This is a genomic window from Parviterribacter multiflagellatus (assembly GCF_056863265.1).
Map to the genome: position 1 here is coordinate 74,463 of NZ_JBXPIZ010000014.1, position 25,809 is coordinate 100,271.

Annotated in this window: 25 protein-coding genes and 1 pseudogene; 3 read left to right on the top strand and 23 right to left on the bottom strand. The window is 73.0% G+C overall.

Annotated features, from left to right (window positions below; all coding sequences use genetic code 11):
- Positions 1-30: 30 nt before the first annotated feature.
- The 4 genes from ispD to radA form a co-directional block, all read right to left on the bottom strand.
- Positions 31-714 carry a 2-C-methyl-D-erythritol 4-phosphate cytidylyltransferase gene (ispD, locus tag AC1UE5_RS26565; protein ID WP_482928963.1) on the bottom strand — a complete coding sequence of 228 codons (684 nt, stop codon included), beginning with the start codon at positions 712-714 and terminating at the stop codon, positions 31-33.
- A gap of 20 nt (positions 715-734) precedes the next feature.
- Positions 735-1,331, bottom strand: a complete 597-nt coding sequence (locus tag AC1UE5_RS26570) for a CarD family transcriptional regulator (RefSeq protein ID WP_482928964.1) — start codon at positions 1,329-1,331, stop codon at positions 735-737.
- A gap of 29 nt (positions 1,332-1,360) precedes the next feature.
- Positions 1,361-2,473 carry a DNA integrity scanning diadenylate cyclase DisA gene (gene disA / locus AC1UE5_RS26575; RefSeq protein ID WP_482928965.1) on the bottom strand — a complete coding sequence of 371 codons (1,113 nt, stop codon included), beginning with the start codon at positions 2,471-2,473 and terminating at the stop codon, positions 1,361-1,363.
- Between the two features lie 127 nt (positions 2,474-2,600).
- On the bottom strand, positions 2,601-3,986 hold the full coding sequence (gene radA, locus AC1UE5_RS26580) for a DNA repair protein RadA (protein WP_482928966.1): 1,386 nt from the start codon (positions 3,984-3,986) through the stop codon (positions 2,601-2,603).
- A 108-nt stretch (positions 3,987-4,094) separates the two neighbouring features.
- On the opposite strand from radA, the gene AC1UE5_RS26585 reads away from it, so the two are divergent.
- The gene (locus AC1UE5_RS26585) at positions 4,095-4,526 is read left to right on the top strand and encodes an OsmC family protein (protein WP_482928967.1); all 432 of its coding nucleotides are present in this window, start codon (positions 4,095-4,097) and stop codon (positions 4,524-4,526) included.
- Positions 4,527-4,530: 4 nt separating this feature from the next.
- Here the strand turns inward: AC1UE5_RS26585 and AC1UE5_RS26590 are convergent, their stop codons facing one another.
- The 3 genes from AC1UE5_RS26590 to AC1UE5_RS26600 all read right to left on the bottom strand — a co-directional run bounded on the left by AC1UE5_RS26590 (position 4,531) and on the right by AC1UE5_RS26600 (position 6,748).
- Positions 4,531-5,340, bottom strand: a complete 810-nt coding sequence (locus tag AC1UE5_RS26590) for a hypothetical protein (RefSeq protein WP_482928968.1) — start codon at positions 5,338-5,340, stop codon at positions 4,531-4,533.
- Between the two features lie 63 nt (positions 5,341-5,403).
- Entirely contained in the window at positions 5,404-6,552 is a 1,149-nt protein-coding gene (locus AC1UE5_RS26595; protein ID WP_482928969.1) for a cystathionine gamma-lyase, read from the bottom strand.
- Entirely contained in the window at positions 6,533-6,748 is a 216-nt protein-coding gene (locus AC1UE5_RS26600; protein ID WP_482928970.1) for a CDGSH iron-sulfur domain-containing protein, read from the bottom strand. Before AC1UE5_RS26600 ends, AC1UE5_RS26595 begins: the two co-directional genes overlap by 20 nt.
- 68 nt (positions 6,749-6,816) lie before the next feature.
- Here AC1UE5_RS26600 and AC1UE5_RS26605 point away from each other — a divergent pair, with 68 nt between their 5' ends.
- Positions 6,817-7,773 (top strand): hypothetical protein, encoded by a 957-nt coding sequence (locus AC1UE5_RS26605; RefSeq protein ID WP_482928971.1) that lies wholly within the window; start codon positions 6,817-6,819, stop codon positions 7,771-7,773.
- 7 nt (positions 7,774-7,780) lie between these two features.
- Here the strand turns inward: AC1UE5_RS26605 and AC1UE5_RS26610 are convergent, their stop codons facing one another.
- The 11 genes from AC1UE5_RS26610 to AC1UE5_RS26660 form a co-directional block, all read right to left on the bottom strand.
- Positions 7,781-8,185 carry a cupin domain-containing protein gene (locus AC1UE5_RS26610; RefSeq protein WP_482928972.1) on the bottom strand — a complete coding sequence of 135 codons (405 nt, stop codon included), beginning with the start codon at positions 8,183-8,185 and terminating at the stop codon, positions 7,781-7,783.
- A gap of 87 nt (positions 8,186-8,272) precedes the next feature.
- Complete coding sequence (locus tag AC1UE5_RS26615) at positions 8,273-10,873, bottom strand: ATP-dependent Clp protease ATP-binding subunit (RefSeq protein WP_482928973.1); 2,601 nt, start codon at positions 10,871-10,873, stop codon at positions 8,273-8,275.
- Between the two features lie 152 nt (positions 10,874-11,025).
- Positions 11,026-11,688: a response regulator gene (locus AC1UE5_RS26620; RefSeq protein ID WP_482928974.1), complete on the bottom strand. Its 663-nt coding sequence runs from the start codon at positions 11,686-11,688 to the stop codon at positions 11,026-11,028.
- Positions 11,685-12,938: an ATP-binding protein gene (locus tag AC1UE5_RS26625; protein WP_482928975.1), complete on the bottom strand. Its 1,254-nt coding sequence runs from the start codon at positions 12,936-12,938 to the stop codon at positions 11,685-11,687. The genes AC1UE5_RS26620 and AC1UE5_RS26625 overlap by 4 nt, the downstream gene beginning before the upstream one ends.
- Positions 12,935-13,114 (bottom strand): hypothetical protein, encoded by a 180-nt coding sequence (locus AC1UE5_RS26630; protein WP_482928976.1) that lies wholly within the window; start codon positions 13,112-13,114, stop codon positions 12,935-12,937. Before AC1UE5_RS26630 ends, AC1UE5_RS26625 begins: the two co-directional genes overlap by 4 nt.
- Positions 13,104-14,312, bottom strand: coding sequence for a PspC domain-containing protein (locus tag AC1UE5_RS26635; RefSeq protein WP_482928977.1), 1,209 nt, complete (start codon positions 14,310-14,312; stop codon positions 13,104-13,106). Before AC1UE5_RS26635 ends, AC1UE5_RS26630 begins: the two co-directional genes overlap by 11 nt.
- 89 nt (positions 14,313-14,401) lie before the next feature.
- Positions 14,402-15,115, bottom strand: a complete 714-nt coding sequence (locus tag AC1UE5_RS26640) for a hypothetical protein (protein WP_482928978.1) — start codon at positions 15,113-15,115, stop codon at positions 14,402-14,404.
- A gap of 95 nt (positions 15,116-15,210) precedes the next feature.
- Complete coding sequence (gene lysS, locus AC1UE5_RS26645) at positions 15,211-16,665, bottom strand: lysine--tRNA ligase (RefSeq protein WP_482929071.1); 1,455 nt, start codon at positions 16,663-16,665, stop codon at positions 15,211-15,213.
- Positions 16,662-17,141: a transcription elongation factor GreA gene (gene greA / locus AC1UE5_RS26650; RefSeq protein ID WP_482928979.1), complete on the bottom strand. Its 480-nt coding sequence runs from the start codon at positions 17,139-17,141 to the stop codon at positions 16,662-16,664. Before greA ends, lysS begins: the two co-directional genes overlap by 4 nt.
- Before the next feature lie 54 nt (positions 17,142-17,195).
- Entirely contained in the window at positions 17,196-18,206 is a 1,011-nt protein-coding gene (locus AC1UE5_RS26655) for a tRNA dihydrouridine synthase (protein ID WP_482928980.1), read from the bottom strand.
- 13 nt (positions 18,207-18,219) lie between these two features.
- Entirely contained in the window at positions 18,220-18,993 is a 774-nt protein-coding gene (locus AC1UE5_RS26660) for a type III pantothenate kinase (RefSeq protein WP_482928981.1), read from the bottom strand.
- A 35-nt stretch (positions 18,994-19,028) separates the two neighbouring features.
- Here AC1UE5_RS26660 and AC1UE5_RS26665 point away from each other — a divergent pair, with 35 nt between their 5' ends.
- Complete coding sequence (locus tag AC1UE5_RS26665; RefSeq protein WP_482928982.1) at positions 19,029-19,769, top strand: glutathione S-transferase N-terminal domain-containing protein; 741 nt, start codon at positions 19,029-19,031, stop codon at positions 19,767-19,769.
- On the opposite strand, the gene AC1UE5_RS26670 is transcribed toward AC1UE5_RS26665, so the two are convergent.
- The 5 genes and pseudogenes from AC1UE5_RS26670 to folP all read right to left on the bottom strand — a co-directional run.
- Positions 19,766-23,389, bottom strand: coding sequence for a lytic murein transglycosylase (locus tag AC1UE5_RS26670; protein ID WP_482928983.1), 3,624 nt, complete (start codon positions 23,387-23,389; stop codon positions 19,766-19,768). The two genes, AC1UE5_RS26665 and AC1UE5_RS26670, sit on opposite strands and share 4 nt — an antisense overlap.
- A 48-nt stretch (positions 23,390-23,437) precedes the next feature.
- The gene (gene folK, locus AC1UE5_RS26675; protein ID WP_482928984.1) at positions 23,438-23,977 is read right to left on the bottom strand and encodes a 2-amino-4-hydroxy-6-hydroxymethyldihydropteridine diphosphokinase; all 540 of its coding nucleotides are present in this window, start codon (positions 23,975-23,977) and stop codon (positions 23,438-23,440) included.
- A complete protein-coding gene (locus AC1UE5_RS26680) occupies positions 23,974-24,510 on the bottom strand; it encodes a TetR/AcrR family transcriptional regulator (protein ID WP_482928985.1) in 537 nt (178 codons plus the stop codon). The genes folK and AC1UE5_RS26680 overlap by 4 nt, the downstream gene beginning before the upstream one ends.
- Before the next feature lie 17 nt (positions 24,511-24,527).
- Positions 24,528-24,983 (bottom strand): dihydroneopterin aldolase, encoded by a 456-nt coding sequence (folB, locus tag AC1UE5_RS26685; RefSeq protein WP_482928986.1) that lies wholly within the window; start codon positions 24,981-24,983, stop codon positions 24,528-24,530.
- A 74-nt stretch (positions 24,984-25,057) separates the two neighbouring features.
- A pseudogene (gene folP, locus AC1UE5_RS26690) lies at positions 25,058-25,759 on the bottom strand (dihydropteroate synthase); the annotation flags it as partial.
- Positions 25,760-25,809: the final 50 nt, after the last annotated feature.

The window sequence follows — 25,809 nt, forward strand, 5'->3', positions numbered from 1 at the left end:
CGCGGCGCCGCGCGACATCGGCGGAACCCCCTAAGCGCCCGCCGGGGTCCCCGACGCCGCCGCGCGCTCGGCCAGCAGCAGCTCGGCCACGCGCAGGTCGATCGGCGTCGTGACCTTGAGGTTCTCCCGCGGCGCCTCCACGAGGCGGACCTTCCCGCCCGCCGCCTCGATCAGCGACGCGTCGTCGGTGGCGGCGGCGAGCACCTCGTCGGGCTGCGCGAGCACGCGCTCCAGCGCCGCCCGGCGGAAGACCTGCGGCGTCTGCACCGCCCACAGCAGCGAGCGGTCGAGCGTCCGCTCCACCAGCCCGTCCGCGCCGGCCTGCTTGGTCGTGTCGACCACGCGCGCGGCGGCGATCGCGGCGTCGACGCCCTCCAGCCCCTCCACGCACCGGCGGATCAGCGCGGCGTCGAGCATCGGGCGCGCCGCGTCCTGCACGAGCACCGGGTCGCCCTCCCCCACGGCGTCCAATGCGCGCTTGACCGAGTGCGACCGCTCCGCGCCGCCCTCGACGCACACGACGTCGTCCCATCCGGGCGGCAGCGCGACGCCCGCCGGGAGCGCCACGGCGATGCGGGTGATCTCAGGCGCGCCGCGGAGCGCGAGGAGCGACCACTCGAGCAGCGGCCGCCCCCCAACAGACACGAACGCCTTGGGTCGCCCCGACCCAAGGCGCTCGCCTCGTCCTGCGGCGACGAGGAGGGCGACAGCCACTCCGCGTCGTTCCCTCCGGCCTACTTGGCCGCGAGGGCCTTCTCGTTGGCGCTCTCCGCGAGCAGCTCGTCGAGGTAGGCCTCCGCCTCGTCCTCGTCCTTCTCCAGCGCGTACATCAGCTCCGACGCGAGGATCTTCTTCGCGCGCGTGAACATCTGCTTCTCGCCGGTGGAGAGGCCCTTCTCGTGCTCACGAAGGGCGAGGTTGCGGACGACCTCGGCCAGCTCCAGGATGTCGCCGGTCTTGATCTTGTCGCGGTTGTGCTTGAACCGGCGGTTCCAGTTCTTCGGCATCTCCGACACGTCGTCCTGGAGCACCTCGAGGACCTTCTTGATGGCCTCCTCGTCGATGATCCGGCGCAGCCCCGCCTTGCCCGCGTTCTCGCACGGGACCATGACGGTCATGTCGTTGTGGAGGATCTTGATGGTGAGGTACTGCTTCTCCTCACCGAGGATGTTCTTGGCCTCCTTCTTCACGACGCGCCCCGCGCCGTGGTGCGGGTACACGACCGAGTCCCCGATCTCGAAGTCGATGCACTCGGGCTCGGGAAGCAGGTCCTCCAGGATGGTCTCGTCGATGTCGGTCGTCTCGGGAATGGTGGTGCCCTCCTCACTCATGGCCAGCCGTCAGTGGCGAGCCGTCTGGTTCATGTCTGCAGGTAGCGATCCACGAGGTTGATCTCCTGCAGCCTGCGCAGGCCCTCGCGGATGTCCTTGGCCCGGATCTCGCCGACCCCCTCGACGGTCTCCAGCTCGGCGTCCGTCGCGGCGAGGATGCCGTCGAGGCCGCCGAACTCCCGCACGATCTGGCCGACCACGAGCTTGGGGAGCCGCGGGATGCGCCCGAGGATCCTGTAGCCGCGCGGTGAGACCGGGTAGTCGAGCGTGTTGAGCTTGCGGTCGTAGCCCAGCACCTCGGCCAGCCGGCCGAAGTCGAGGAGATCCTGATGCGGCAGGCGGCCGAGCTGATCCAGCGCGGCCGCGAACGCCTCGTCCGACGGATCCACGATGTAGTCGCGGACGAGCGCCTGCTTGTCGGCGGCGACGCCGACCATGGTCTCCTCGAGCTGCATCTCGATGAGCCGGCCTTCCGTGCCCAGCTCGACGATGTACCGCTCGATCTCGACGGCCATGCGGGTGACCATCTCGGAGCGCTGCAGCACCGTGAGGACGTCGTGCAGGGTGGCCCCGCCCTCGAACTCCAGCGCCGTGAGGCGGGTGGAGACCTGGTCCAGGCGGGTCCGGTACTTGTCCAGCGTCGCCAGGGCCTGGTTGGCCTTGGCCAGCACGACGGGGATGTCCTCCAGGATGTACTTCGCGCCGTCGACGTAGAGCGAGACCACGTCGCGACGCTGGCTGACGGCGATGACGAGCGCGTCGGTCTGCTTCGAGACGCGCTCGCCGGTCCGGTGGCGCGTGCCCGTCTCGAGCGACAGGATCGTCGGATCGGGCACCAGCTGCACGTTGGCCCAGGAGATCTTGGTGGCGTTGGCGTTCAGGGCGATCGCCCCGTCCATCTTCGCCACCTGGTAGAGCAGGGCCGGCGTGTAGTCGATGTCGAGCTTGATGCCTCCGCTGAACAGGAAGCTGAGCTCCTCGATCTCGCCGATGACGATGAGGCCACCGGTACGGGCATGGACGATGTTGTCGATGCCTTCTCGGAGCGCGGTACCAGGCGCGACCATCTCGAGCGCCTTGACGAGCCGGGGCTCCTGACGAGCTTCGAGCTCGGCCAGATCTTCCCCGGTACCGCGAGCCATCACTTAGTCATTCTAGCGGAAATCGGCTTATCTCCCGCTGATGTTCGCGCCGTCCGCAACGTGCGGTGTTCGCTGGCCCTTCGCGGGTTCCTTCCCCGCCGGGCTTGCGGTGACACGCCGTCGGCGCTCAGGCGGCGCGTGAGGACTCGCCGCGCGGAGCGCCCAGGGCGTGCTTGATCGCGTCGCGGAGCGTCTTCGCCTCGGGCGTCCCGTCGCCCGGCGGGCCGACGACGCGCTGGAGCCCGAACTTGCGGGCCTCCTCCCGCCGGCGGTCGGCGTGCGCGACCGAGCGCAGCTCGCCCGTCAGGCCGACCTCGCCGAACGCCGCCATCGGGGGCGCGTCGGCGCTGCCGCCCACCGCGACGCCGCGGGCCGCCGACGCGACGGCCAGCGCGACCGCGAGATCCGCCCCCGGCTCGTCGATCCGCACGCCGCCGACGACGTTGACGAAGACGTCCGCCGTGCCGGTGCCGACGCCCGCGTGGCGCCCCAGCACGGCCAGCACGAGCGCCAGGCGGTTGCGGTCGATGCCGTTGCACACGCGGCGCGGCGGGACGAGCTCGGACGGCGAGACGAGCGCCTGCACCTCGACGAGCAGCGGGCGCGTGCCCTCCATCGACGCGAGCACGACCGAGCCCGGCGCGCGGGTGGCCTCGCTCACGAACCGCGCGGACGCGTCGAGCACCTCCACCAGCCCGCCGGAGCGCATCTCGAAGACGCCGGCCTCGTTCGTCGAGCCGAACCGGTTCTTCAGCGCGCGCAGCGTCCGGTACGTGCGCTCGCGCTCCCCCTCGAACTGCAGCACGCAGTCGACGAGGTGCTCGAGCACGCGCGGGCCGGCCAGCGAGCCCTCCTTCGTCACGTGCCCGACGAGCAGCACCGCGATGCCGTGCGCCTTGGCCACGCCCATGATCCGCGAGGCGACCTCGCGCACCTGGCCGACCGACCCGGGCGCGCCGGTCAGCTCGGCCGCGTGAAGCGTCTGCACCGAGTCGATCACCGCGACGTCGGGCCGCTCGGCCTCCAGGGTCGCGATCACGGTCTCCAGCTCCGTCGCCGCGAGCACGGGCACGTCGAGCGCGTGCGGCCCGAGCCGCTCGGCCCGCAGCCGGATCTGCGCCGCCGACTCCTCCCCCGAGACGTAGAGCGTCGAGCGCTTCGCGGCCGCGACGTTGCCCAGCGCCATGTTCGTCAGCGTCGACTTGCCGATGCCGGGCGAGCCGCCGAGCAGCACGAGCGAGCCGGGCACGAGCCCGCCGCCGAGCACGCGGTCGAACTCGCCGATGCCGGTCTGGATGCGCGGCACCGGCGCCGTGGCGACGTCGGCGAGCTTCACGGGCCGCGCGGCGGGCGCCGCGGCGCCGCCCGAGCCACCGCGCCGGCCCGCGGCCGCGGGCGCGACGCGCTCCTCCACGAGCGAGTTCCAGGCCCCGCAGCCGGGGCACTTGCCCGCCCAGCGCGGGGTCTGGTGCCCGCACTCGGAGCACACGTGGATGGTCGTCGGCCGGGCCATGAGGAGGACCGCCGAGGCTACGACCCGCCCCGGCGGCAAAGCGCTCCGCGGCGGGCCGAGTGGCACACTCGGGACAGACCTGACGCACACCTGACACGAAGGAGACGCATGGCGACGCGAAACGGCAGCGCGGAGTGGAAGGGCTCGCTCCAGGAGGGCACCGGCCAGGTCACGGTCGGCGACGACGTCTACACCGGCGCGTTCAGCTTCAAGAGCCGGTTCGAGGACGAGAAGGGCACGAACCCCGAGGAGCTCGTCGCGGCCGCCCACGCGGCCTGCTTCTCGATGGCGCTCAGCGCGATCCTCGGTGAGGACGGCCACACGCCGGACTACATCCGCACGACCGCCCGCGCCCAGCTGCGCCCGGTCGACGGCCAGCCGACGATCACGCAGATGGTCCTCAAGACCGAGGGCAAGGTCCCGGGCATCGACGAGGCCGCCTTCAAGGAGTACGCCGGCAAGGCGAAGGCCGGCTGCGTGATCTCCCGCGCCCTCGCGGGCGTCGAGGAGATCACGCTCGAGGTGACGTTCGCGGCCTGAGCCGCTACTTGACGGTCACGATCTTCGCCATGCCCTGCACGGCGTGCGGGGGCTGCTTGGGCGAGTTCTGCAGGAAGCACACCAGCAGGTACTTGCCCGCCTTCGACGCCGTCCGGACGTCGTTGGTCGTGCCCGGCGAGACGATCTCGGTCAGCGCGCTCGGCGGCCCGCCGAGCGCGTAGGCCGGCTCCTTACCGGCCTTGATGTCCTTCAGCACCTTCTTCGTGTCGACGCCCTTCTTGAGCGGCATCACGAGGGCGTGGTGCTGGACCTTGCCGACGTTGGCGACGCGGATCGTGCCCTTGCGGGGCAGCGTGGACGGCCCGTCGAACGCGTAGTCGTCCATGTCGATCGTCGCGTCGGCCTCGGGCGCCACCGCGGTGCCCTGCTCGGTCCCGACCGTGAAGTAGCCGGCGATCGTCGCCCCCTTCTGCCCGAAGCTGATGACCGCGTGGTCGCCGGGGTCGAGGTCGACGGTCGTGGTGTACTCGCCGCCGCCCTGGAAGAACGTCGACGCGATCAGCTCGCCGAGCTTCTCGCCCTGCATGGTCCCGATCGTCTTGGCGGCCTTCGCCACCTGGTCGCGCGTCACGCCGGGCTTGAGCTCGAGCACGGCCGGGGCCAGCTCGCCCTTCGAGCCGGCGGTGAACTTCAGCGTGGTCGGGCCCGCCTTCAGCGCGTCGGCCCCGGTGATCTGCACGGACTTCGCGCTCACGGCGAGACCGACCGTCGGCGGCGCCTCCTGCGCGGACACCGCACCCACCCCGGCCACGAGGGAGAGCGCCGCGGCGCCTCCGATCAGCTTCGTCTTCATGCCTGCGATCCCACCATTCGCACGGCGCTCGTGCGACGGCCGGAAGGACGATCTGCGCGGGATCTACGTCGTCCGCGAGGACGACGCCGCGGTAAGCGAACGACGGACGTCGTCCAGCAGGTCCGCCGGGTCCTCGAGCCCCGCGGAGAGGCGGATGAACCCCTCGGACACCGCGTCGGTGCCCCACCGCGCGCGCCGCTCGGCGGTCGTGTGCGCGCCGCCGAAGCTCGTCGCCTCCGTGACGAGCTCGGACGCGGCGAGGAACCGCTGGGCGAACGCCGCGTCGGGCAGGTCGAACCCGATCACCGAGCCGAACCGGCCGCCCATCTGCCGCGCCGCGACCGCGTGGCCGGGGTGGGTGGTCAGGCCGGGGTAGCGGACGCCGCCGACGTCCGGGTGGCCGCGCAGGGCCTGCGCGAGCGCGAGCGCCGTGGAGGACTGGCGCTCGACCCGCACGTCCAGCGTCGCGAGGGAGCGGTGGGCGAGCCACGCCTCGAACGGGCCAGGGATCGCGCCAACGCGCGTGCGGTAGTCGACGAGCCGTTGCGCGAGCTGCTCGTCGCGGGTGGCGACGTGGCCCATGAGCAGGTCCGAGTGGCCGCTGAGCGCCTTCGTCGCGCTGGCCATCGCCAGGTCCGCGCCGTACGCGAGCGGCTGCGTGACGAGCGGCGTCGCGACCGTGTTGTCGACGACCAGGAGCGCACCTGCGGCGTGGACGTCCTCGGCGAGCTTCGCGAGGTCGAGCACGTCGAGCAGCGGGTTGGACGGGACCTCGACCCACACGAGCGTCGCGCCGTCGAGCTTGGCACGCACGTCGTCCTCGGACGTCGCCGCGAACCGCACCTCGATCCCGGCCGGCACGAGGTGCTCGGCCGCGATCGCGCGGATGCCCGGGTAGGCGTCGCCGGGCGCGACGAGCACGTCGCCCGGCTTCAGCAGGGTGAACACGACCGCGCTGACGGCGGCCATGCCGGACGGGAAGACGACCGCGCGCGCGGCGTCCTCCAGCTCCGCAAGCGCGGCCTCGTAGGCGGCCCACGTCGGATTGCCGTAGCGGGTGTAGGTGAACGGCGTGTCCTCGACCGCGCCGGCGTGGTGGAAGGGCGCGGCGAAGACCGGGCCGCTCTGGAGCGGCGCGCCCTGGGTCGCCGGCTGATGCCCGGCGTGGACGGCCCGCGTGGCGGGCGCTCGGTCAGGACGGTGCGCGCTCACAGCTCTCGAACCCCGCTTCACGGTGGGAGCGGTCGCAGAACGGCTTGGTGCGCGACTGCCCGCAGCGGCACAGCGCGATCGCCTCGCCGGCGGGCAGCTCCCACGCGTGCCCGTCGACGTCGATGAGCCGCACGGGCCCGGTGACCTTCAGCGGGCCGTTGTCCCGCACCTTGATCTCCACCAGCGGCTCACTCAAGGCGTACCACCGTACTCTGGACGATCGTTCCATCCTCGAACACCTCGGAGTGTGCGACTGTTGTGCGCGTGAGACGTACGACGCTCGTGAACTCCGCGCTGCTCGCGGCGCTGGCCGGGCCCGCCGCGACGGCTGCCGCCGCCCCGCCGGACGCGGCGACCCTGACCGTGGAGCGGCGCATCGCGCCCGCGGCGGGCAGCGGCACGGACGTCGGCGGCTGGGTGCCCGCGGGCGCCGGCTGGGTCTTCACGGCGGCGACCGCGACACCGGACGTCGGCGGGCTGCCGTCGACGCTCGCGACGACCGACGCCGCGAGCGGCGAGGTCGTCTTCCCGCTCACGTTCGGGGCGGGCGCCGTGGCCGCGGCGGTCACGGTCGCCGAGCCGCGCCGCAGCGACTTCGCGGTCGTGCCCCAGGGCGGGCGGAACGCGTCGTGCCGCGACGGCGACGGCGCCGGCGCGACGGTGCCGGTGGCCGACCTCCCCGCGACGGCGCTCGCCGGGCCCGCCTTCGCGCTGGCGGTCGTGCGCGGGAGCGACGTGCGCTGCGTCGTCTACACCCGGGCGCAGCCCGCGCCGGCGCCGGTCGTCGTGCCCGGCCCGCCGGACACGATCGTCCCGGGGCCGGTCACCACCGTCACGGCCGCGTCCGCCACCGCCGCGCCGGTGGCCGCGCGCGAGCTGTCGCTGAACGCGCGCCCGCGCCTCACGCTCCGCGTCCGGGCGAGCCGCGCCACCGCCGGCGGGACCGTCCGCTACACGCTGACCGTGCAGAACCTGGGCTCGGGCAAGGCGCGCGGCGCGCGCCTGTGCACGACGCTCCCGCAGGGCCTCACGCTCGCCCGCCACACCGGCGGCCGGCGCGCGTGCTGGACGCTCGCGCCGCTCGCGCCGGGCTACGCCACCACGCGCCGCGTCACCGCGCGCGTCGGGGACTCGGCCGCGTCGCAGGTCGTCGCCCGCGCGTCCGTGAAGGTCGGCGACCGCACCACCCGCGCGAGCCGCACGCTGCGGCTCGGCGGCTGAGCCGCCGTCAGTCGCCGTCCCACCAGTCGCGGCGCCCCTCGACGTCGTCGCGCGGCGACGCCCCGAGGTTGGGCGCGCCGATGACGAGGATCTCCAGGCCGTCCGGCCCGGCCTCGTACCCGCGCCACGCGCCGGGCGGGACGCGCACCGCGTCCCACTCCACCAGCTCGAAGACCTCGTCGTCGACCTTCATGCGCCCGCTGCCGCGGACGACGACGTAGACCTCCTCCTGCTCGCGGTGCGTGTGGCCGTACGGGAAGCGGTAGCCGGCCGGGATGCGCTGATGGCTCAGCCCCGACCGCTCGAGCTCCAGCGGCTTGGTCGCCAGGTGGAACTCCAGCTCCGCCGGCCCGTCGAAGTTCGACCCGACGTCCTCCACGTCGGCCTTGAGGTTCCTCCGCGTGAACGCCACCGCGAAACCGTACGGCACCCAGCCGGGAACGACGAAGGGCGGCCGTGACGGCCGCCCTTCGCGTGAATCGTGGTGTGCGCCGGGGCGCTACTCGGTCGGCTCCGCCGCCGGCGGGGCGTCGTCCGCCGGGGCGGGCGCGTCCTCGTCGGCCGGCTGCTCCTCGGAGCCCGCGCCAACGGCGGCGGGCACCTTCTTCGGGGCGATGATCGAGAGCTTGATCGGCTCCTCGCCCTCCTCGGGCTCGCGGCCGTCCTCGAGCGTGTCGACCATGACCGTCGCACCGGCCTCGAGCTGCGAGCGCAGCACGAAGTCGGCCAGCGGGTCCTCGATGTAGCGCTGGATCGCGCGGCGCAGCGGCCGGGCGCCCATCGCCGGGTCCCATCCCTTCTCGACGAGCAGGTCGCGCGCGGCCTCGGTGAGGTCGAGCTGCAGCTCGCGCTCCGCCATCGACTCGCGGATCCGCAGCAGCAGGAGGTCGATGATCTGCTTGATCTCGTCCTTCTGCAGCTTGTGGAAGACGATGACGTCGTCGATCCGGTTGAGGAACTCGGGCCGGAACACCTTCTTCAGCTCGCCCATGATCCGGGTCTTCATGTCGTCGTACGACACGCCCGTCTCGTCCTCCGTGACCGCGAAGCCGAGCGGGGTGTTCCGCGCGATCTCCGAGGCCCCGATGTTCGAGGTCATGATCACGATGCAGTGCCGGAAGTCCACCGTGCGGCCCTGGGAGTCGGTCAGGCGACCGTCCTCAAGGATCTGCAGGAGGATGTTGAAGACGTCCGGGTGGGCCTTCTCGATCTCGTCGAGGAGCAGCACGCTGTACGGCTTGCGGCGGACCGCCTCCGTGAGCTGGCCGCCCTCGTCGTAGCCGATGTAGCCGGGAGGCGAGCCGACGAGCCGGGACACGGCGTGCTTCTCCATGTACTCCGACATGTCGATGCGCACCATGGCGTCCTCGTCGCCGAACAGGAACTCGGCGAGCGTCCGGGCCAGCTCGGTCTTGCCGACGCCCGACGGGCCGAGGAACACGAAGGAGCCGGTCGGCCGCTTCGGGTCCTTCAGGCCGGCACGGGAGCGCCGGATCGCCTTCGAGATGACCTCGACGGCGGCGTGCTGCCCGATGACGCGCTTGTGGAGCTCCTCCTCCATGCGCATGAGCTTCTGGGTCTCAGCCTCGGTGAGCTTGAAGACCGGGATGCCCGTCCACATGGAGACGATGTCGGCGATCTCCTCCTCGCCGATCGAGGCGCGCTCGCCGGACTCGCCGGACTCCCAGCGCTCCTCCAGCTCGCGCTTCTTGTTCGTCAGCCGCCGCTCCTTGTCGCGGAGCGACGCGGCCTTCTCGAACTCCTGCGCCTCGATCGCGTTCTCCTTGGCGCGGCGCGTCTGCTCGATCTCGTCCTCGAGCTCCCGGTACACGGGCGGGGACGTCATCGACTTGATGCGCATGCGGGACGCGGCCTCGTCGACGAGGTCGATGGCCTTGTCCGGCAGGAAGCGATCGGAGATGTACCGGTCGGCGAGCTCGGCCGCGGCCTCGAGCGCCTCGTCGGTGATGTTGATCTTGTGGTGCGCCTCGTAGCGGTCGCGCAGGCCCTTGAGGATCTGCACGGTCTCCTCCGTCGACGGCTGGTCGACGCGGATCTGCTGGAAGCGGCGCTCCAGGGCGCTGTCGCGCTCGAAGTACTTGCGGTACTCGTCGAGCGTGGTGGCGCCGATCGTCTGGAGCTCGCCACGGGCGAGGGCCGGCTTGAGGATCGAGGCGGCGTCGATCGCGCCTTCCGCGGCACCCGCGCCGACGAGGTTGTGGATCTCGTCGATGAACAGGATGATGTCGCCGCGCTGGGTGATCTCCTTCATCACCTTCTTCAGGCGCTCCTCGAACTCGCCGCGGTACTTCGAGCCCGCGACGAGGGCCGCCAGGTCGAGCGTGTAGATCTGCTTGTTCTTCAGCAGCTCCGGCACGTCGCCATGGGTGATCCGCTGGGCGAGGCCCTCGACGACGGCCGTCTTGCCGACGCCCGGCTCGCCGATGAGGATCGGGTTGTTCTTGGTCCGGCGGGAGAGGATCTGCATGATCCGCTCGATCTCGGTCTCGCGACCGACCACCGGATCGAGCTTGCCGTCGGCAGCGAGCTTCGTCAGGTTGCGCCCGAACTGGTCGAGCAGCTTCGAGGACTTCTTGCCCTCGCCCTGAGCGCCCGCACCGGCGCCTGCGCCCTGCCCCTGCCCGCCGCCGGAGCGACGGCCACCGGGACCGGAGAGCATCCGGATGACCTCGTTGCGGATCTTCTCCGAGTCCGCGTCGAAGTCGAGCAGGATGCGCGCGGCGACGCCCTCGTTCTCGCGAACGAGGCCGAGCAGGATGTGCTCGGTGCCGATGTAGTTGTGGCCGAGGCTCAGCGCTTCGCGAAGCGCGAGCTCGAGCACCTTCTTGGCGCGCGGCGTGAAGGGGATCTGGCCGGAAGTGACCTCTTCGCCGGAGCCGACGATGCGCACCACCTGGGCACGCACGCGCTCGACCGTGATGTCCAGCGACTCGAGGACGCGGGCGGCGAGGCCCTCTTCCTCACGCAGCAGCCCGAGAAGGATGTGCTCGGTGCCGATGTAGTTGTGCTTGAGCGTGCGCGCCTCTTCCTGCGCGAGAACGACCACCTGCCTGGCGCGCTCTGTGAATCGCTCGAACATGGTGCTGCTTGGTCCTTCCTACGAGGGGAAGCGAAGTCGGTTGAAGGGACGCGGAATCACCCGATGCTCACCCAGGTCTTCGGCACGGAGGCCGGATCGGATGAACGCTCGGGCTGAAAAGGGCATGGGTCAGTCTACCGCAGGGGGTGCCCTCAGCTCGGCGGCTCCAAGCGCTCCCACGCCCACCGTGTCAGCTCGTGACGCGTGGAGAGCTGGAGCTTGCGCAGAACCGCCGAGACGTGGGCTTCCACGGTCTTGACCGAGATGCCGAGCCGGAGGGCGATCTCCTTGTAGAGGTAGCCGCGTGCGATGTGCTGGAGGACCTCGCGCTCGCGCGGGGTCAGCTGGTCGAGCTCCTCGTCCGTGTCCTGACGCGCCGGCGCCTCGGCGGGAGCGGCCGTCGGCGGCACCTGCGCGAACGCGTCCAGGACGAACCCGGCCAGGCGCGGCGAGAAGACGGCGTCCCCCTCGTGGACGCGCGCGACCGCGTCGGCCAGCTCGTCGGAGGCGATCGTCTTCGTCACGTAGCCGCGCGCGCCGGCGCGGATGACCGCGATGACGTCCTGCGGGTCGTCGGACACGCTGAGCGCGAGGTACTTCGGCCCGGGCGCCTTGGGGATCACGTCCGCGCCGGAGCCGTCGGGCAGGTGGACGTCGAGGAGGACGACGTCGGGTTCGAACCGCCCGATGCACTCGACGGCCTCGGCGACGGACGCGGCCTCGCCGATCACCTCGAGGTTCTCGGCGGGCGCCAGCTCGGCGCGCACGCCGGACCGGAACAGGGCGTGGTCGTCGACCAGCACGACACGGATCACAGGCTCAGCTCCACTTCGGTTCCCTCGCCGGGGCGGCTGACGATCGTCGCGTTGCCGCCGTGGCGCTGCATCCGGCCCACGATCGACTCGCTGATCCCGCGCCGGTCCTCCGGGACGCTAGCCGGGTCGAACCCCGGCCCGCGGTCCCGCACGTAGACCCGCGCGTGGCCGCCGCCCGCCTCGACGTACACCGAGACGTGGCCGCCGCCGTGGCGGGCCGCGTTGTTCATCGCCTCGCGCGCGGCCGCGACGACCGCGTCGAGGCGCCCGTCGAGCTCGGCGTCGCCGACCGCGACGACGTCGACCTCCGCGCCGTGCGCCTGCTCGACCTCGGACGCCGCCGCCTCGAGCGCCGCGCGCAGCTTGCGCGGGCCGTCGCTGGCCTGCACACGGCCCGACAGCCACGCGCGCAGCTCGCGCTCCTGGCGGCGGGCGAGGGCCGTGACCTGCGCCGGGTCCTCCGACCGCTTCTGGATCAGCGCGAGCGTCTGCAGCACCGAGTCGTGCAGGTGGGCGGCGACCTCGGCGCGCTCCTGCGACCGGATGCGCTCGCTGCGCTCCTCCCCCAGCGACCGCACGAGCCGCACGATCCACGGGGCGAAGATGATCCCGAGCATCAGCAGGACCACCAGGAGGACCAGCAGCGCGTCCCACGCCTGCGCGATCGCGCCGGTGCCGCGGACGAAGACGAACGCCGCCGCGAAGATCAGCGCGATGCCCAGGCCGGTCCGGGAGAGGACGGCGGCGGCCCAGCCGGCGCGCTCGCGCTGCACCTCGGCGACGCGCTCCGGCGTCACCGGCCGCGCCCGCGGCGTGCCGGGATGCGGGTCGTCGACCGACGGCGGCGGGCCGGTCTGCGAGGTGCGCCAGATCAGCGCGGCGCCGCCGACGAGCAGCACCAGCGGCCACGTCAGGACGTCGTTGACCCACAGGCCCACCGCGCGCAGCGTCAGCAGCGCGGCGAGCACGAGCAGGCCTGCGCCGAGCGCGACCTCGACCGCCCCGCGGCCGGTGCGCGGCAGGCGCCGGTGCCCGCGGTCGGCGTCTGGCGCGATCAGCACCCACGCGAGCACGTAGACCGGGATGCCGAAGCCGCCGAAGACCACGAGCGCCGCCATCAGCAGGCGGATCCACCCCGCGTCGACGCCGATCCGGCGGGCGAAGCCCGAGCAGACGCCCGCGATCCAGACGTCGTCCATGTCCCGCCGCAGCGGCGGCTTGGCGGATGCGGGCTGGGCGGCGGGGGTCAACGCGGGCGGCTCAGGCCGAGCACGAGCAGGATCGCCCCCATCGCGGCGCACGCGATAGGGGCGAGGACCTCGAACGACAGCGTGATCGCGCCCTCGGCGTCAGCCAGCAGCACCGCGCCGAGGGCGATCACGACGACGCCCGCCAGCAGCGACGGGAGGTCGGGACTACGCCGCACAGGCGCGGTTCTCCCCCCGGTCGTCGCCGCTGGTGTCGATGTCCCAGTTCAGGCCGTCGCCGTCGACCCGCGGCGGGTGCGGGGGGCGCGGGACGTCGCCGTAGCGCTGGGTGCGCGACGTGTTGCGGACCTCGACGTGGCCGATGCCCGCGTGCGCGTCGACGGTGACCCGCGGCTCGCCCGGCTTGGCGACGCGGTCGTCGACCAGGTCGATGTCGACGCCGCCGGTCTGGCGCTGGAAGACGGAGACCGCGCCGATGCCGGCGCTGCCCTCGGTGACGACGCAGACGTCCTTGGGGAGCAGCACGACGACCTCGCCCATGCCCACCTCGGCTTCCACGCGGTGCTCGCCCGCGGGGAACTCGACGCCGCGCAGGTCGACGACGAGCTCGCCGGCGCCGAGCTTGTAGCCGTCCTGGTCGATCTGGGCGACGGTCGCGGGGCGGTAGCGCTCCTCGCCGTAGCCGCCGTCGAGGTCGACGCCCGCGGCGGAGGCGAAGCCGGCCGGGAGCGCCAGCGCGAGCGCCGGGAGGATCAGCCAGCGCGCCGGCTTGAAGAACGCGCCGGCCACCAGCGCGACGCCGGAGACGATGACGACGATCGCGACGAGCGTGCCGCCGCCGAGGCCCGCGCCCCAGAAGCCGGCGAACGCGAGCAGCGTCAGCAGGACGAGCATCCCGAGGCCGAGCAGCGTCGCCTTCGTCAGCGAGGCGGCGTTGCGCTCCGGGCGGTTGCCGGTGACGAGCCACGCGACGCCGAGCCCGAGCAGCACGAGGCAGGCGAGCGGGACGATGACGCCGCCGGCGAACAGCGCCGGGATGAAGAGGAGCGGGCCGGCGATGACGACGAGCACGACGACGCCGAGGACGACGAGCGCGCGGTTCTGCTGCGACGGCGCGGCCGGGCCGGCGCCGCCGGGCACCTGGTCGTCGACCGGCACGAGGATGGCCATCGCGAGGTACAGCAGCGCGCCCGCGCCGCCGAACAGCGTCAGCGCGACGAACGCGATGCGGATGATGATCGGGTCGATGCCGAGGTAGCGGCCCAGACCGCCGGAGACGCCGGCCAGCACGCGGTCGGAGCGGCTGCGCAGGAAGCGGCGCGACGACGGGCCGGCAGGGTCCGCCTCCATGCGCTGCGTCTGCGCCGTGTCGTCGGCGGGACGCTCGGGATCGTTGGGAGGAAGGTCAGCGGACATGGGATCAGGATCGGGCGGGACGGCCGATCCGACCATCGGGAATGGCCCCTAGGGAATCACGCGGGCCGGGCGGAGACGGGCGGCGGCGTCTAGGGGATCGCCCGGCGGACGCGGGCGGCGCGCTGCGCGATCGTCCCCTCCGCGCGGGGGTTCGCCGCCGACGTGTTGAACGCGACGTTCCACCGCCCGGCGGGCACCGGGCGGAACGGGAAGCCGCGCGCGAGCGTCGCCGTCAGGTTGCCGCACGAGCCCTGGAGCGTCCCGAGCCGCACCGACCGCACGCGCGTGCCGCCCTCCCGCGTGTAGTGCGCGTACAGCGGCTTGCCCTCGTCGCCGGTGAACCCGACGGCGCGGATCTCCGCCGGCCGGTCGGGGTCGAGCCGCCCGCCGGGCGCCATCACCGAGACCGTCCAGCGGCTGAACCAGACGCCCTCGGTGGCGAACACCGATGGCATCGTCAGGTCGGTCAGCTGCACGCGCAGGCGGAAGCGCTCCTCGTCGGCGTGGAACCAGCCCGTGCGCTCCTCGACCACGTAGGCGCCGCTGACCCGCCCCGCCGCGTCGGCGACCGGCTCGTCGCTGGCGGTCAGCGGCTTGCCGCCGGCCGGCGCGTCGGAGCGCGCGAGCGTCAGGCGGGTGCGGCCGAGCGGCGTGAAGCCGGCGCCGGCCAGGTCGATCCGCTCGCCCTCCGCGTAGCAGCGGCGGTCGAGCGCGAGCGTCGCGCCGGATGCCGGAGCGGACGCGCCGACGAGCGCCGCGACCACCGCGGCGAGCACCATCCGACCTCCCGAGCGGGCCTCCATGCCGGAACCGACAGTACGTCAGTTCCGGCGCGGTGCCAATCGTCCAGACGTCGAGATGTCGCCGCGGCGACACCTGATGGCGCGCCGGCGCGCGGTCAGTCCCGCATGGCGGGGAACAGCACGACCTCGCGGATCGCGTGCCGCCCCGTCATGAGCATCACCAGCCGGTCGACGCCCATGCCCACGCCGCCGGTCGGCGGCATGCCCTGCTCCAGCGCCTCGACGAAGCTCTCGTCGTACGGCTGGGCCTCCTCGTCGCCCCCGGTGGCGAGCCGGACCTGCGCCTCGAAGCGCCGGCGCTGCTCGTCCGGGTCGTTCAGCTCGGTGAACGCGTTGGCGATCTCCATGCCGCCGGCGAAGGCCTCCCACCGCTCGACGACGCCCTCGGAGGAGCGGTGGTCCTTCGCGAACGGCGACAGCTCCTTCGGGTAGTCCATGAGGAACGTCGGCTGGATCAGGTCGCCCTCGACGAACTTCGACATCAGGTCGTCGACCATCTGCGGCCACTGCTGACCCTCGGTCGGCACCTTCGCGGACGCCTCGGGGTGCGCCTTGATCGCCGCGGCCAGCGCCTCGTCGGAGCGGTGCGCCATCACGTCGATGCCGGTCTTCTCCTCGATCGCGCCCGCGAGCGTGATGCGCCGCCACGGCGCCGACCAGTCGATCTCCCCCTCGTAGCCGACGGCCTCCGCGACGCCCGCGACGAGGGTCTCGAGGCGCGTCGCCTCGTCCTCGTAGTCGGCGTACGCCTCGTACCACTCGATCATCGTGAACTCGGGGTTGTGCTTGTGCGACACGCCCTCGTTGCGGAAGTTCTTGCCGATCTCGTAGACGCGCTCCAGGCCGCCGACGATCAGCCGCTTGAGGTACAGCTCGGTGGCGATCCGCAGGTACAGGTCGCGGTCGAGCTGGTTGTGGTGCGTCGTGAACGGGCGGGCGAGCGCGCCGCCGTACAGCGGCTGCAGCACGGGCGTCTCGACCTCGACGAAGCCGGCGTCGTCGAAGTAGCGCCGGATCGCGGTGATGACCTTCGCGCGCGTGATGAACAGCTCGCGCGTCTCGGGGTTGCCGAGCAGGTCGAGCTCCCGGCGGCGGAAGCGCAGCTCGACGTCCTGGACGCCGTGGAACTTGTCGGGCGGCGGGCGCAGCGACTTGGCGAGGACGTCGAAGTCCTCGACCTGCACCGACAGCTCGCCGCGGCGCGACTTGAAGACGCGGCCGTCGACGCCGATCAGGTCGCCGAGGTCGAGGTCGAGCAGTCGCGCGTGCTTCTCCTCGCCGAGGACGTCGACCTTCGACTGGATCTGGATGCGGCCCGAGCGGTCCTCGAGGTCGAGGAACGCCATCTTGCCCTGGCCGCGCCGGGACACGAGGCGCCCGGCGATGCGGCGACGCTCCTCGGTCTCGGCGCCGGCCTCGAGATCGTCGAACGCCGCGTGGACGTCCGCGATCGGGGTCACGCCCGGGTACGCGTGTGGGAACGGCTCGACGCCGGCGGCGCGCAGCTCGTCGAGCTTCGCGCGCCGCGTCGTGAGCAGGTCGTCGCTCAGCCTCCGACCTCGATCTTCTCGATCGTGAGCTCGCGCGCCTTGCCGTTCGGCAGCTGCACCTGGACGGTCTCGCCCTTGGCGTGGCCGATCAGCGCGCGCCCGACGGGCGACTCGTTGGACAGCTTCTTCTCGGCGGGGTTGGCCTCGGTCGAGCCGACGATCGTGTACGTGACCGACTTGCCGGCCTCGTCCTTGATCTTCACGGCGGTGCCGACGCCGACCACGTCGGTGTTGATGTCCTTCGCGTCGACGACGGTCGCGGAGCGGAGCTTCTCCTCGAGGCTGAGGATGCGCGACTCGAGCATCGCCTGCTCGTTCTTGGCGTCGTCGTACTCGGAGTTCTCGGAGATGTCGCCGTACTCCCGCGCGTCCTTGATGCGCTCGGCGACTTCGCGGCGCTTGACGGTGGTGAGCTCCTCGAGCTCGGCCTTGAGCTTCTCGAGGCCCTCAGGGGTGAGGATGACGTCCTTCGGCATGGCAGGTCCAGGCGTTCGGGGGGCGCGAAAGGCGAGGTAGCGTAGCAGCGCTCGCTAGGCGGGCTGCAAGGCTCCCCAGCGGGTGAGGACCGCGCGGGCTTCCTCGACCGTGGACGTCGCCTGGAGGTCGGCTTGGAGCTGCTTCGATTCCGGCGCCTTGACGCCCCCGGTCCACGGCGCGAGCCGCTCGACGTACCAGGGGTAGAACTTGCGCAGGTAGCGGCCGGCGCGCACCGGGCCGAGGTGCTCGACCGCGCGGGCCATCACCCAGTCCAGCTCGGCGAGGATCTCGTCGCGGGTGGGCTCGGCCGTCCGTTCGTCCAGCAGGCGCGCGAACAGCCACGGGTTCCCGAGCGCGCCGCGGGCGAGCATGATCGCTTCCGCGCCGGTGTGCTCCCAGGCGTCGACGATCCACTCGGGCTCGTTCATGCCGCCGGAGAGGATCACGGGCGCCGGCAGGCTGGCGCACAGCTCCTTGGCGAGGTCGAGGTCGGGCGTGCCCTTGTGGTGGACCTGCGCACTGCGTGGGTGGAACGTGATGCCCGCGACGCCGGCCTCGTCGACCAGCCGGTGGGCCAGCTCGACGCCGCTCGTGTCGCCCTTCTTCTCGCCGCTGCGCAGCTTGACGGTGACGGGCAGGTTCGAACCCTCTCGCGCGGCGCGCGCGACGGCGACGGCGGTGTCGTGGTCCTTGAGCATCGCGGCGCCCGCGCCGGTCTTCATGACCTTGGGGACCGGGCAGCCCATGTTGAGGTCGATGAGCTTGGCGTCGGTGTTGGCCGCCACGTAGGCCGCGGCGGAGCGCATGACGTCCGGGTCCTGCCCGAAGAGCTGGATCGACGTGATGCCCTCGTCGGGATGGACGCGCAGCATCTCGTTGCGCGTCTTGTCGTTGCCGTGGTGGATGCCGAAGCTCGACACCATCTCCGAGACCGCGAGGCCCGCGCCGTAGCGGTGGGCCTGCAGCCGCACGAACCAGTTGCCGATGCCCGCCAGCGGAGCGAGCACGACGCGGTTCGGGATCTCGATCCCGCCGAGGGTCCACGGTTCGGTCAGGCGCCTCATCGCGCCCTCCAGGTTAGGAACCCGACGCGTTCTTCTCGTGGATGAGGCGCAGCCCCGTCAGCGTGAGGAGGTCGTCGACCTCGTCGATCTCCTCGGTGAACGGGACGATCGTGCTCGACAGGCCGCCGGTGGCCACCACGTCGACCTCCTCGCCCAGCTCGTCGTGGATGCGCTCCAGGATGCGGTCGATCGCGCCGCCGTAGCCGTAGAGGATGCCGCTGCGGATCGCGTCCACGGTCGACTTGCCGATCACGCCGCGCGGGGCGGCGAGGTCGATCTTGGGGAGCTTCGCGCCGCGCTCGGTCAGCGCGTCGAGGGAGACCTCGATGCCCGGCAGGATCACGCCGCCCAGGTACTCCCCTGCCGCGCTGACGATGTCGAACGTCGTCGCGGTGCCGAAGTCGACGCAGATCGCGGCGCCGGCGTAGCGGTCGCGCAGCGCGACGGCGTTGACGAGCCGGTCGGCGCCGATCTCACGCGGGTTGTCGTACCGGATCGCCATCCCCGTCTTGACGCCCGGGCCGACGATGAGGGCCTCCTGCGGCAGATAGCGGCGCGACATCTCCAGCCACTCGGGCTCGAGCTGCGGGACGGTCGACGAGACGATCGCCGCCGTCAGGTCGCCGAACTCCACGCCGCGCAGCGCGAGCAGCGAGCGGAGCGCCGCGCCCAGCTCGTCGGCGGTCGACGTGCGGACCGTCGCGAAGCGCCAGTGCTCGACGAGCTCGGTGCCCTTGAAGGTCCCGAAGTGGGTCTGGGTGTTGCCGACGTCGACGACGAGGAGCATCGCGGCGGGTGATCCTACTCAGGCATGATCCGCGCATGTCCCGCCCGCGCGTCTACGTCATCCCCGCCTCGCCGCCGTGCGCGTGCGTCGAGGCCGCGCTGCGCCTGAAGGGCGTGGCCTACGACCTCACCGAGCTGCCGCCGGTGTTCCACGTCTTCCACCAGCAGGTGCGGTTCCGCGCGCCGACCGTTCCCGCGGTGCGCTTCCCGAGCGGCGAGAAGGTGAGCGGCTCGCGGGCGATCTGCCAGCGCATCGAGGACGAGTGGCCGTCGCCCGTGCTCTACCCGGCGGGCATCGCCGAGCAGGTGCGCGAGGCCGAGCGCTGGGGCGACGAGGAGCTGCAGCCGTACGGGCGCCGGATGCTGTGGTGGCACATGCGCCGGCGGCCGCAGGCCGCCTACTCGTACGTCAAGGACGCCAACCTCGTGCTGCCGATGCCGGCGCCGCTGGCGAAGGCGCTCGGGCCGGTGCTCACGCCGGTCGGGCAGTGGCGCAACGGCGGGACCGACGAGGCCGTGCGGGCGGACTTCGCGACGCTCCCCGCGGCGGTGGAGCGGGTCGACGGCTGGATCGAGGAGGGCGTGCTCGGCGGCGAGGCGCTCAACGCCGCCGACCTGCAGATCTGCGCGGTGCTGCGCGCGCTGCTGACGATCGGCGACGTCGCGCCCATCATCGAGGCCAGCCCCCGCGTGGCGGCGCTCGCCCGGCGCGTGTACCCGTCGTGGCCCGGCTCGGTGCCCGCCGGTGTGGCGCCGTCGGACTGGGCCGGGGCCTAGCGGAACCGCTTCTCCACCGCGAGGACCTTGTTCACGTACCACTGCGCGTGGTTGTAGGCGAACAGGGCCTTGCGGTAGGAGCGCGGCGCGCCGGACGCGCGCAGGTACCGCGCGCTCGAGAACACCGCGTCGACCGAGTTGTGGGGCGACGCCTTGCCGTCGCCGTCGGCGTCCATGCCCCAGATCTTCCAGGTGGCGGGCATGAACTGCGTCCACCCGATCGCGCCAGCCGACGACGGCCCCATGTTGCAGCCGTGGCCCGACTCGACCTGCGTGATCGCGGCGAGCACGGTCCAGCGGATGCCGAACGCGCGGCCGGCGGCCTTCCACGTCGGGACGAGCTGCCCCGCGCCCTTGCACCGCGCGACGGCGCGCAGGCCGCTGCGGTAGGACGGCTTGCCGCCCAGCCGCGAGTTGTTGCGCCCCGCGAACGGGATGAGGTTGCGCACGCGCTTGACCGTCGGCCGGCCCGCCTTGAACGCGAGCGTGTCGACCCACCGGGCGGCCTTGCCGCGCTTCGCCGGCGCGTGGTTCCACGACAGGTGGAGGTGGTGGCCGCGGCCGTGCCCGGAGTCGCCGTTGTAGCCGACCCAGCGGAACGGGGCGCGTGCCCGGCCCTGGCGCGGTTCGGCCCACTTGGCGAGCTGGTCGATCTTCGCCCACGAGCCGCCGGCTCCGGGGACGACGTCGATCGCCAGGCCGCGCGGGTGCTCGCCGCCGGCCGCGTGGCCGGTCAGCGCGTAGCCGTCGGTGATCGCGATCTTGTACTTGGCCTTCAGGTAGGCGATGTCCTTGAGCAGGCGGCGGTCGATGCGCTCGCCCGGGAAGCCGGGGATCGCGGTGAAGCCGCCGCCCTTGTAGACGCGCTTCGTCCCGGCGAGCCTGCCGGTCTTCGTGCTGGCGACCGGGACGACGTCGGCGTCCTCGGGCGCCGTCGTGGTGCCGGTGTTCGAGGAGACCTTGCCGACGCGCAGCTTCTCGCACCCGACGCCCTTGTCGCGCTTGTCGCGGACGGCGGAGTCCTTCTTGCCGGCGCCGCAGACGAGCGTCTCCTTGAGGCCGTCGGCGCCGCTGAGCTTGTCGTTGCCCGCGCCGGCGTCGAACGTGTCACGCCCACCGCGGCCGATCAGCTGGTCGTTGCCGGCGCCGCCCTGGAGCAGGTCGGCCTTGGGGCCGCCGTCGAGCGTGTCGTTGCCGCCCTCGCCGTAGAGCCGGTGCGGCCAGTCGCTGGCGAACCGGATGAGGTCGTCGCCGCTGCCGCCGATCGCGTGGTCGACCGAGCCATCGACGTTGTCGGCCTCGCCGGGCTCGCCGTCGTCGGCCTTGCCGTCGTTGGTGATGCGGAGCTTGCCGGTGCGCTGGGAGTAGTCGACGGTGTCCTCGCCGCCGTCGCCGCGCAGGGCGTCGGGCCCGGCGCCGCCGAGCAGCACGTCCGCGTCGTTGCCGCCGCCGAGCTCGTCGCGGCCCGCGCCGCCGTCGAGCCGGTCCTCGCCGTTGTCGCCGCCGAGCTTGTCGTCGCCGTCCTCCGCGAGCAGGCCGTCGTTGCCGTTGCCGCCGGAGAGCGTGTCGTTGCCGAGCGACGCGGCGAGCCGGTCGTCGCCGTCGTCGCCGTTGAGCTTGTCGTTGCCGGCGCCGCCGGAGAGCGCGTCGTTGCCGCTGCCGCCCGAGAGCTGGTCGTCGCCGCCCGCGCCGTCGAGCGCGTCGTCGCCGTCCCCGCCGCCCAGCCTGTCGCCGTCGTCGCCGCCGCTCAGCGCGTCGGCGTCGCGGCCGCCGTCGAGCGTGTCCGCGCCCTGCGCGCCGTCGAGCACGTCCGCGCCGTCGTCGCCGTTCAGCCGGTCGTTGCCGGTACCGGCGGCGAGCGTGTCGTTGCCCGAGCCGCCGCCGAGCGTGTCGTTGCCGGCGCCGCCGTCGAGGCCGTCGAGGCCGTCGCTGCCGGACAGGGTGTCGTTGCCGGAGGCGCCGTCGAGCGCGTCCTCGCCGCTACCGCCGGTGAGCCGGTCGCTGCCGTCGCCGCCGCGCAGCGCGTCGTTCTCGCGCCCGCCGTCGAGCGTGTCCTCGTCGGCGCCGCCGTCGAGCGTGTCGCCGCCGCCGTTGCCGTAGAGCGTGTCCTCGCCGTCGCCGCCGAGCAGCACGTTGGCCTCGTCGTCGCCGGTGAGCTTGTCGTCGCCGCTGCCGCCCACGACCTCCTCGACGTCGCGGCGCGCGTCGTCGCGCTCGCCCCTGGCGCCGTCGTCGGCGCCGTCGTTGAGGGAGACGCTCACGCCGCCGCGGCGGCCGGGGTACTCGACGCGGTCCCAGCCGTCGCCGCCGGACATCCGGTCGGCGCCGTCGCGGCCCTCGAGCACGTCGTTGCCCGGGCCCGCCTCGAAGCGGTTGTCGCCGTCGTCGCCGCGCAGGCGGTCGTCGCCCGCGCCGGTCCACGCGCCCTCGACGGCCTCCAGGCGGTCGCCCTCGCCGGGCTCGCCGGTCGCGCCGCGCTCCAGGTCGACGGTGATCGCGCCGGTGCGGCTGCGGTAGTCGAGGACGTCGGTGCCGCCGTCGCCGTCGAGCCGGTCGGCGCCCCAGCCGCCGTCGAGGACGTCGTCGTGGCCTCCGCCGCGCAGCGTGTCGTCGCCGTCGCCGCCGGCGAGGCGGTCGGCGCCGTCGCCGCCCTCGAGCGTGTCGTGGCCCCAGCCGCCGAGCACCGTGTCGTCGCCGCCGCCGGCGCGCACGAGATCGTCCCCGCCGCCGCCGTCGAGCGTGCTGCCGCCGTTGTTGCCGTTCAGCTCGTCGCCGGCCGCGCCGCCGTAGAGGTCGTCGACGTCGCCGCCGACGTTGTCGCCCTCGCCGGGCGCGCCGTCGTTCGCGGCGCCGTCCGCGCTGACCACGACGCGGGTGGTGCGGGCGCGGTAGTCGGCGGCGTCCTGGCCGCTGTTGCCCTCGTAGCGGTCGGCGCCGCCGCGGCCGTCGAAGCTGTCGTCGCCCGCGCCGCCCTTCAGCGTGTTGTTCGCGTCGCTGCCGACGAGCCGGTCGCTGCCGGCGCCGCCGACGACCTCCTCGACGGTCGCGCGGACGTCGTCGTGCTCGCCCTCCGCGCCGTCGCCGCGCAGGCCGTCGAGCGCGACGTGCAGCGCGGCCGTGCGGGTCGAGTAGTCCGCGACGTCCCAGCCTGCGCCGCCGTCGAGCGTGTCGGCGCCCTCGCCGCCGGCGTCGCCGAACGCGTCGTCGCCCGCGCCGCCGCTCAGCGTGTCGTCGCCGGGCGAGCCGACGAACGTGTCCTTCCGCGCGCCGCCGGAGACGGTGTCGTTGCCGGCGCCGTCGATCAGCGTCGTGCCGACGGTGACGGCCGGGTCGATCGTGATCGTGTCGTCGAGGTCGCCCGTGTCGACGCGGAGGCCCGTGATGCCGGAGGTGGAGCGGGTCGCGACGACCGTCCCACCCTCGCGGACGAGGTACGAGCCGTTGCTCACGCCCACGGTCACGCGGTTGAGCTCGCCGGGGCCGGCGGTCACGCGCAGGGTCGGCCCGGAGACCTCGACGGTCAGCGCCGCGGAGGCAGGGGCCGCGGTCGCGACGAGGCCGGCGCACGAGGCGAGGGCGCCCGCGAGCACGGGCAGGGTGAGACGGCTGGGGGAAGGCATGTCCGGGTGCGAGCCGCCCGGGGCGGGCGGCAAGCGGCACCCGGGCGTTCAGCTCGACTTGTCGGCCTGACCGGTGGTCACCTTGAGGGGGTCGCCGACCCGCCTCACGCCCTCGTCCAACGGCAGGCGCGCCAACGCACCGGAGAGCGGTGTGCCGTCGGGGGTCTGGAGCTCGAAGTCGAGCTCCAGGAGGGGGACCAGCACGAAGCGCCGCGAGAGGACCTGCTCGTGCGGGAGCGTCAGCCGCTCGCTCGCGTACGCCACGTCGCCCAGCAGGAGGAGGTCGACGTCGAGCGGACGCGGGCCGTGGCGGACGTAGCCCGGCTCGTTGGCCAGCACGCGGCCGCGCTCCTTCTCCACCGCCTTGCAGGCGTCGAGCAGCTCCTCCGGCGTCAGGTCCGTCTCGATCCGGATGCACGCGTTGAGGAACGCGGGCTGGTCGAGCACCTCCCCCACCGGGTCGGTGTCGTACGTCGCCGAGGACGCGAGGACGCGCACGCCGTGCCGCGGCAGCAGGTCGACGGCGGCCTGGAGGTGCGAGCGGCGGTCCCCGACGTTGGAGCCGAGGCCGAGGTAGCCGACCGTCACTGCTCGTGCTCCCCCCACAGCCACTCCTCGGGCTGGAGGTCGAGCGCGGCCGCGATGTTGAGCAGCATCCCCTGGCCGAGGAACGGCACGGCGTCCTCGCGCGAGACGCCGGCGAGCCGGGCGATCTCGTCGCGCAGCTCCACGTAGCGCCGCTGCGACAGCGCGCGCACGTCCGCGTCCGCCGCCGCGGCGTAGCTCTGGAGCTGGAAGAGCAGCAGCTCGCGGTCGGCGAGCATCTCCACGTACGCCTCGCCCATCGCCACGAGCTTGTCCTTGTCCGGCGGCGCGGCCTCGGCGGCGCGCCGGAAGGTCTGCAGCGTCAGGTCGAAGCAGCGCTCCACACACGCGAGGAAGAGGTCCTTCTTCGTGCCGTAGAGCCGGAAGAGGTACGGCTGCGAGATCCCCGCGCGCTTGGCGATCGCCTCGGTGGGCGTGCCGTGGTAGCCGGTGATCGCGAACTCGGCGATCGCGGCGGCGAGGACGTCCTCACGGCGCTCCTGGGCGGTGAGGCGCTGGCGGGCGGGCGTGGCCATCGTGCGACCGCCCGCGGTCAGTCTTCGTCGTCCTCGCTGCGCTCGCGCCAGACGGTGACGGAGACCTCGTCGACCGGGAGCGCGATGGGCGGCTCGGGCTTGGTGCACTTCACCGAGACGTACTCGGCGGCGTAGTCCTGCAGCAGCCGGTCGGCGATCGCGGTGGAGAGCCGCTCGAGCGTCTTGTACGAGCGCTGCTGGGCCACGAGCGCGACCGTGTTGCAGACCTCGCCGTAGTCGACGGTGTCCTCGACCATGTCGGTCACGGTCGCATCGGGCTCCCCGACCTCGAGCGTGATGTCGACCAGCAGGCGCTGCCCGATCTCACGCTCGGCGGCTGTCACCCCGTGGTGGGTGTAGAGCGAGAGCCCGACGATCTCGATGCTGACGACGGTCTGGAACTCGTCGTCGCCGCCGTCGAAGTCCTCGTCGTCTCCGTCGAGGTCGTCGCGGTCTGCGTCGTCGTCGGCCATGTGGGTGGGAACGTAGCAGCGGCCACGGTCAGCGCGTCCCGCACCGGAGCGACGTCGTGGACGCGGAAGATCGCCGCTCCCTGGCGGTAGGCGAGGACGTTCGCGGCGATCGTGGCGGGCAGCCGTTCGGTGACCTCCCGGCCGGTGAGCTTGCCCAGGAACCCCTTCCGGCTGACGCCGATCAGGATCGGGCGGCCGAACGTGGCCAGCTCGTCCAGGCGCCGCAGCAGCTCGAGGTTGTGCTCGACCGTCTTGCCGAAGCCGATCCCCGGGTCGAGGTGGATGCGCTCCTCGCGGACGCCCTCGGCGATCGCGAACGTCATCCGCTCCTCCAGGTGCGCCTTGACGTCGTCGACCACGTCGTCGTAGCGCGGGTCCTCCTGCATCGTCCGCGGCTCGCCGCGCATGTGCATGAGGCAGCAGTCGACGCCGGCGTCGGCGACGAACCCCGCCAGCTCCGGCTCGAAGCGGAACGCCGAGACGTCGTTGACGTACGTCGCGCCCGCCTCGACCGCCGCCTCGGCCACCGTGAGCTTCGTCGTGTCGATCGACAGCTGCCGCCCCGACCCGCGCAGGGCCGCGATCACCGGCACGGTCCGCGCGATCTCCTCCTCGGCCCCCACCGGCGACGCCCCCGGCCGCGTCGACTCGCCGCCGACGTCGAGGATGTCCGCGCCCTCCGCGACGAGCTCACGGCCGTGCGCGATCGCGTCCTCGTGCCGCAGGTACCGCCCGCCGTCGGAGAACGAGTCGGGGGTCACGTTCACGATCCCCATGACCTGGAAGGACGGCGCGCTCACCCCCCGAGCCTAGAACGACGAAGCGC

What these genes read in the sequence shown, in the direction of transcription:
- AC1UE5_RS26640 (WP_482928978.1), bottom strand. Translation starts at nt 15,115, where the DNA reads ATGGAGGCCCGCTCGGGAGGTCGGATGGTGCTCGCCGCGGTGGTCGCG.
- folB (WP_482928986.1), bottom strand. Translation starts at nt 24,983, where the DNA reads ATGGCCGACGACGACGCAGACCGCGACGACCTCGACGGAGACGACGAG.
- greA (WP_482928979.1), bottom strand. Translation starts at nt 17,141, where the DNA reads ATGCCGAAGGACGTCATCCTCACCCCTGAGGGCCTCGAGAAGCTCAAG.
- AC1UE5_RS26570 (WP_482928964.1), bottom strand. Translation starts at nt 1,331, where the DNA reads ATGAGTGAGGAGGGCACCACCATTCCCGAGACGACCGACATCGACGAG.
- AC1UE5_RS26660 (WP_482928981.1), bottom strand. Translation starts at nt 18,993, where the DNA reads ATGCTCCTCGTCGTCGACGTCGGCAACACCCAGACCCACTTCGGGACC.
- disA (WP_482928965.1), bottom strand. Translation starts at nt 2,473, where the DNA reads ATGGCTCGCGGTACCGGGGAAGATCTGGCCGAGCTCGAAGCTCGTCAG.
- AC1UE5_RS26585 (WP_482928967.1), top strand. Translation starts at nt 4,095, where the DNA reads ATGGCGACGCGAAACGGCAGCGCGGAGTGGAAGGGCTCGCTCCAGGAG.
- AC1UE5_RS26665 (WP_482928982.1), top strand. Translation starts at nt 19,029, where the DNA reads ATGTCCCGCCCGCGCGTCTACGTCATCCCCGCCTCGCCGCCGTGCGCG.
- AC1UE5_RS26615 (WP_482928973.1), bottom strand. Translation starts at nt 10,873, where the DNA reads ATGTTCGAGCGATTCACAGAGCGCGCCAGGCAGGTGGTCGTTCTCGCG.
- AC1UE5_RS26590 (WP_482928968.1), bottom strand. Translation starts at nt 5,340, where the DNA reads ATGAAGACGAAGCTGATCGGAGGCGCCGCGGCGCTCTCCCTCGTGGCC.
- AC1UE5_RS26655 (WP_482928980.1), bottom strand. Translation starts at nt 18,206, where the DNA reads ATGAGGCGCCTGACCGAACCGTGGACCCTCGGCGGGATCGAGATCCCG.
- AC1UE5_RS26635 (WP_482928977.1), bottom strand. Translation starts at nt 14,312, where the DNA reads ATGTCCGCTGACCTTCCTCCCAACGATCCCGAGCGTCCCGCCGACGAC.
- radA (WP_482928966.1), bottom strand. Translation starts at nt 3,986, where the DNA reads ATGGCCCGGCCGACGACCATCCACGTGTGCTCCGAGTGCGGGCACCAG.
- AC1UE5_RS26680 (WP_482928985.1), bottom strand. Translation starts at nt 24,510, where the DNA reads ATGGCCACGCCCGCCCGCCAGCGCCTCACCGCCCAGGAGCGCCGTGAG.
- AC1UE5_RS26670 (WP_482928983.1), bottom strand. Translation starts at nt 23,389, where the DNA reads ATGCCTTCCCCCAGCCGTCTCACCCTGCCCGTGCTCGCGGGCGCCCTC.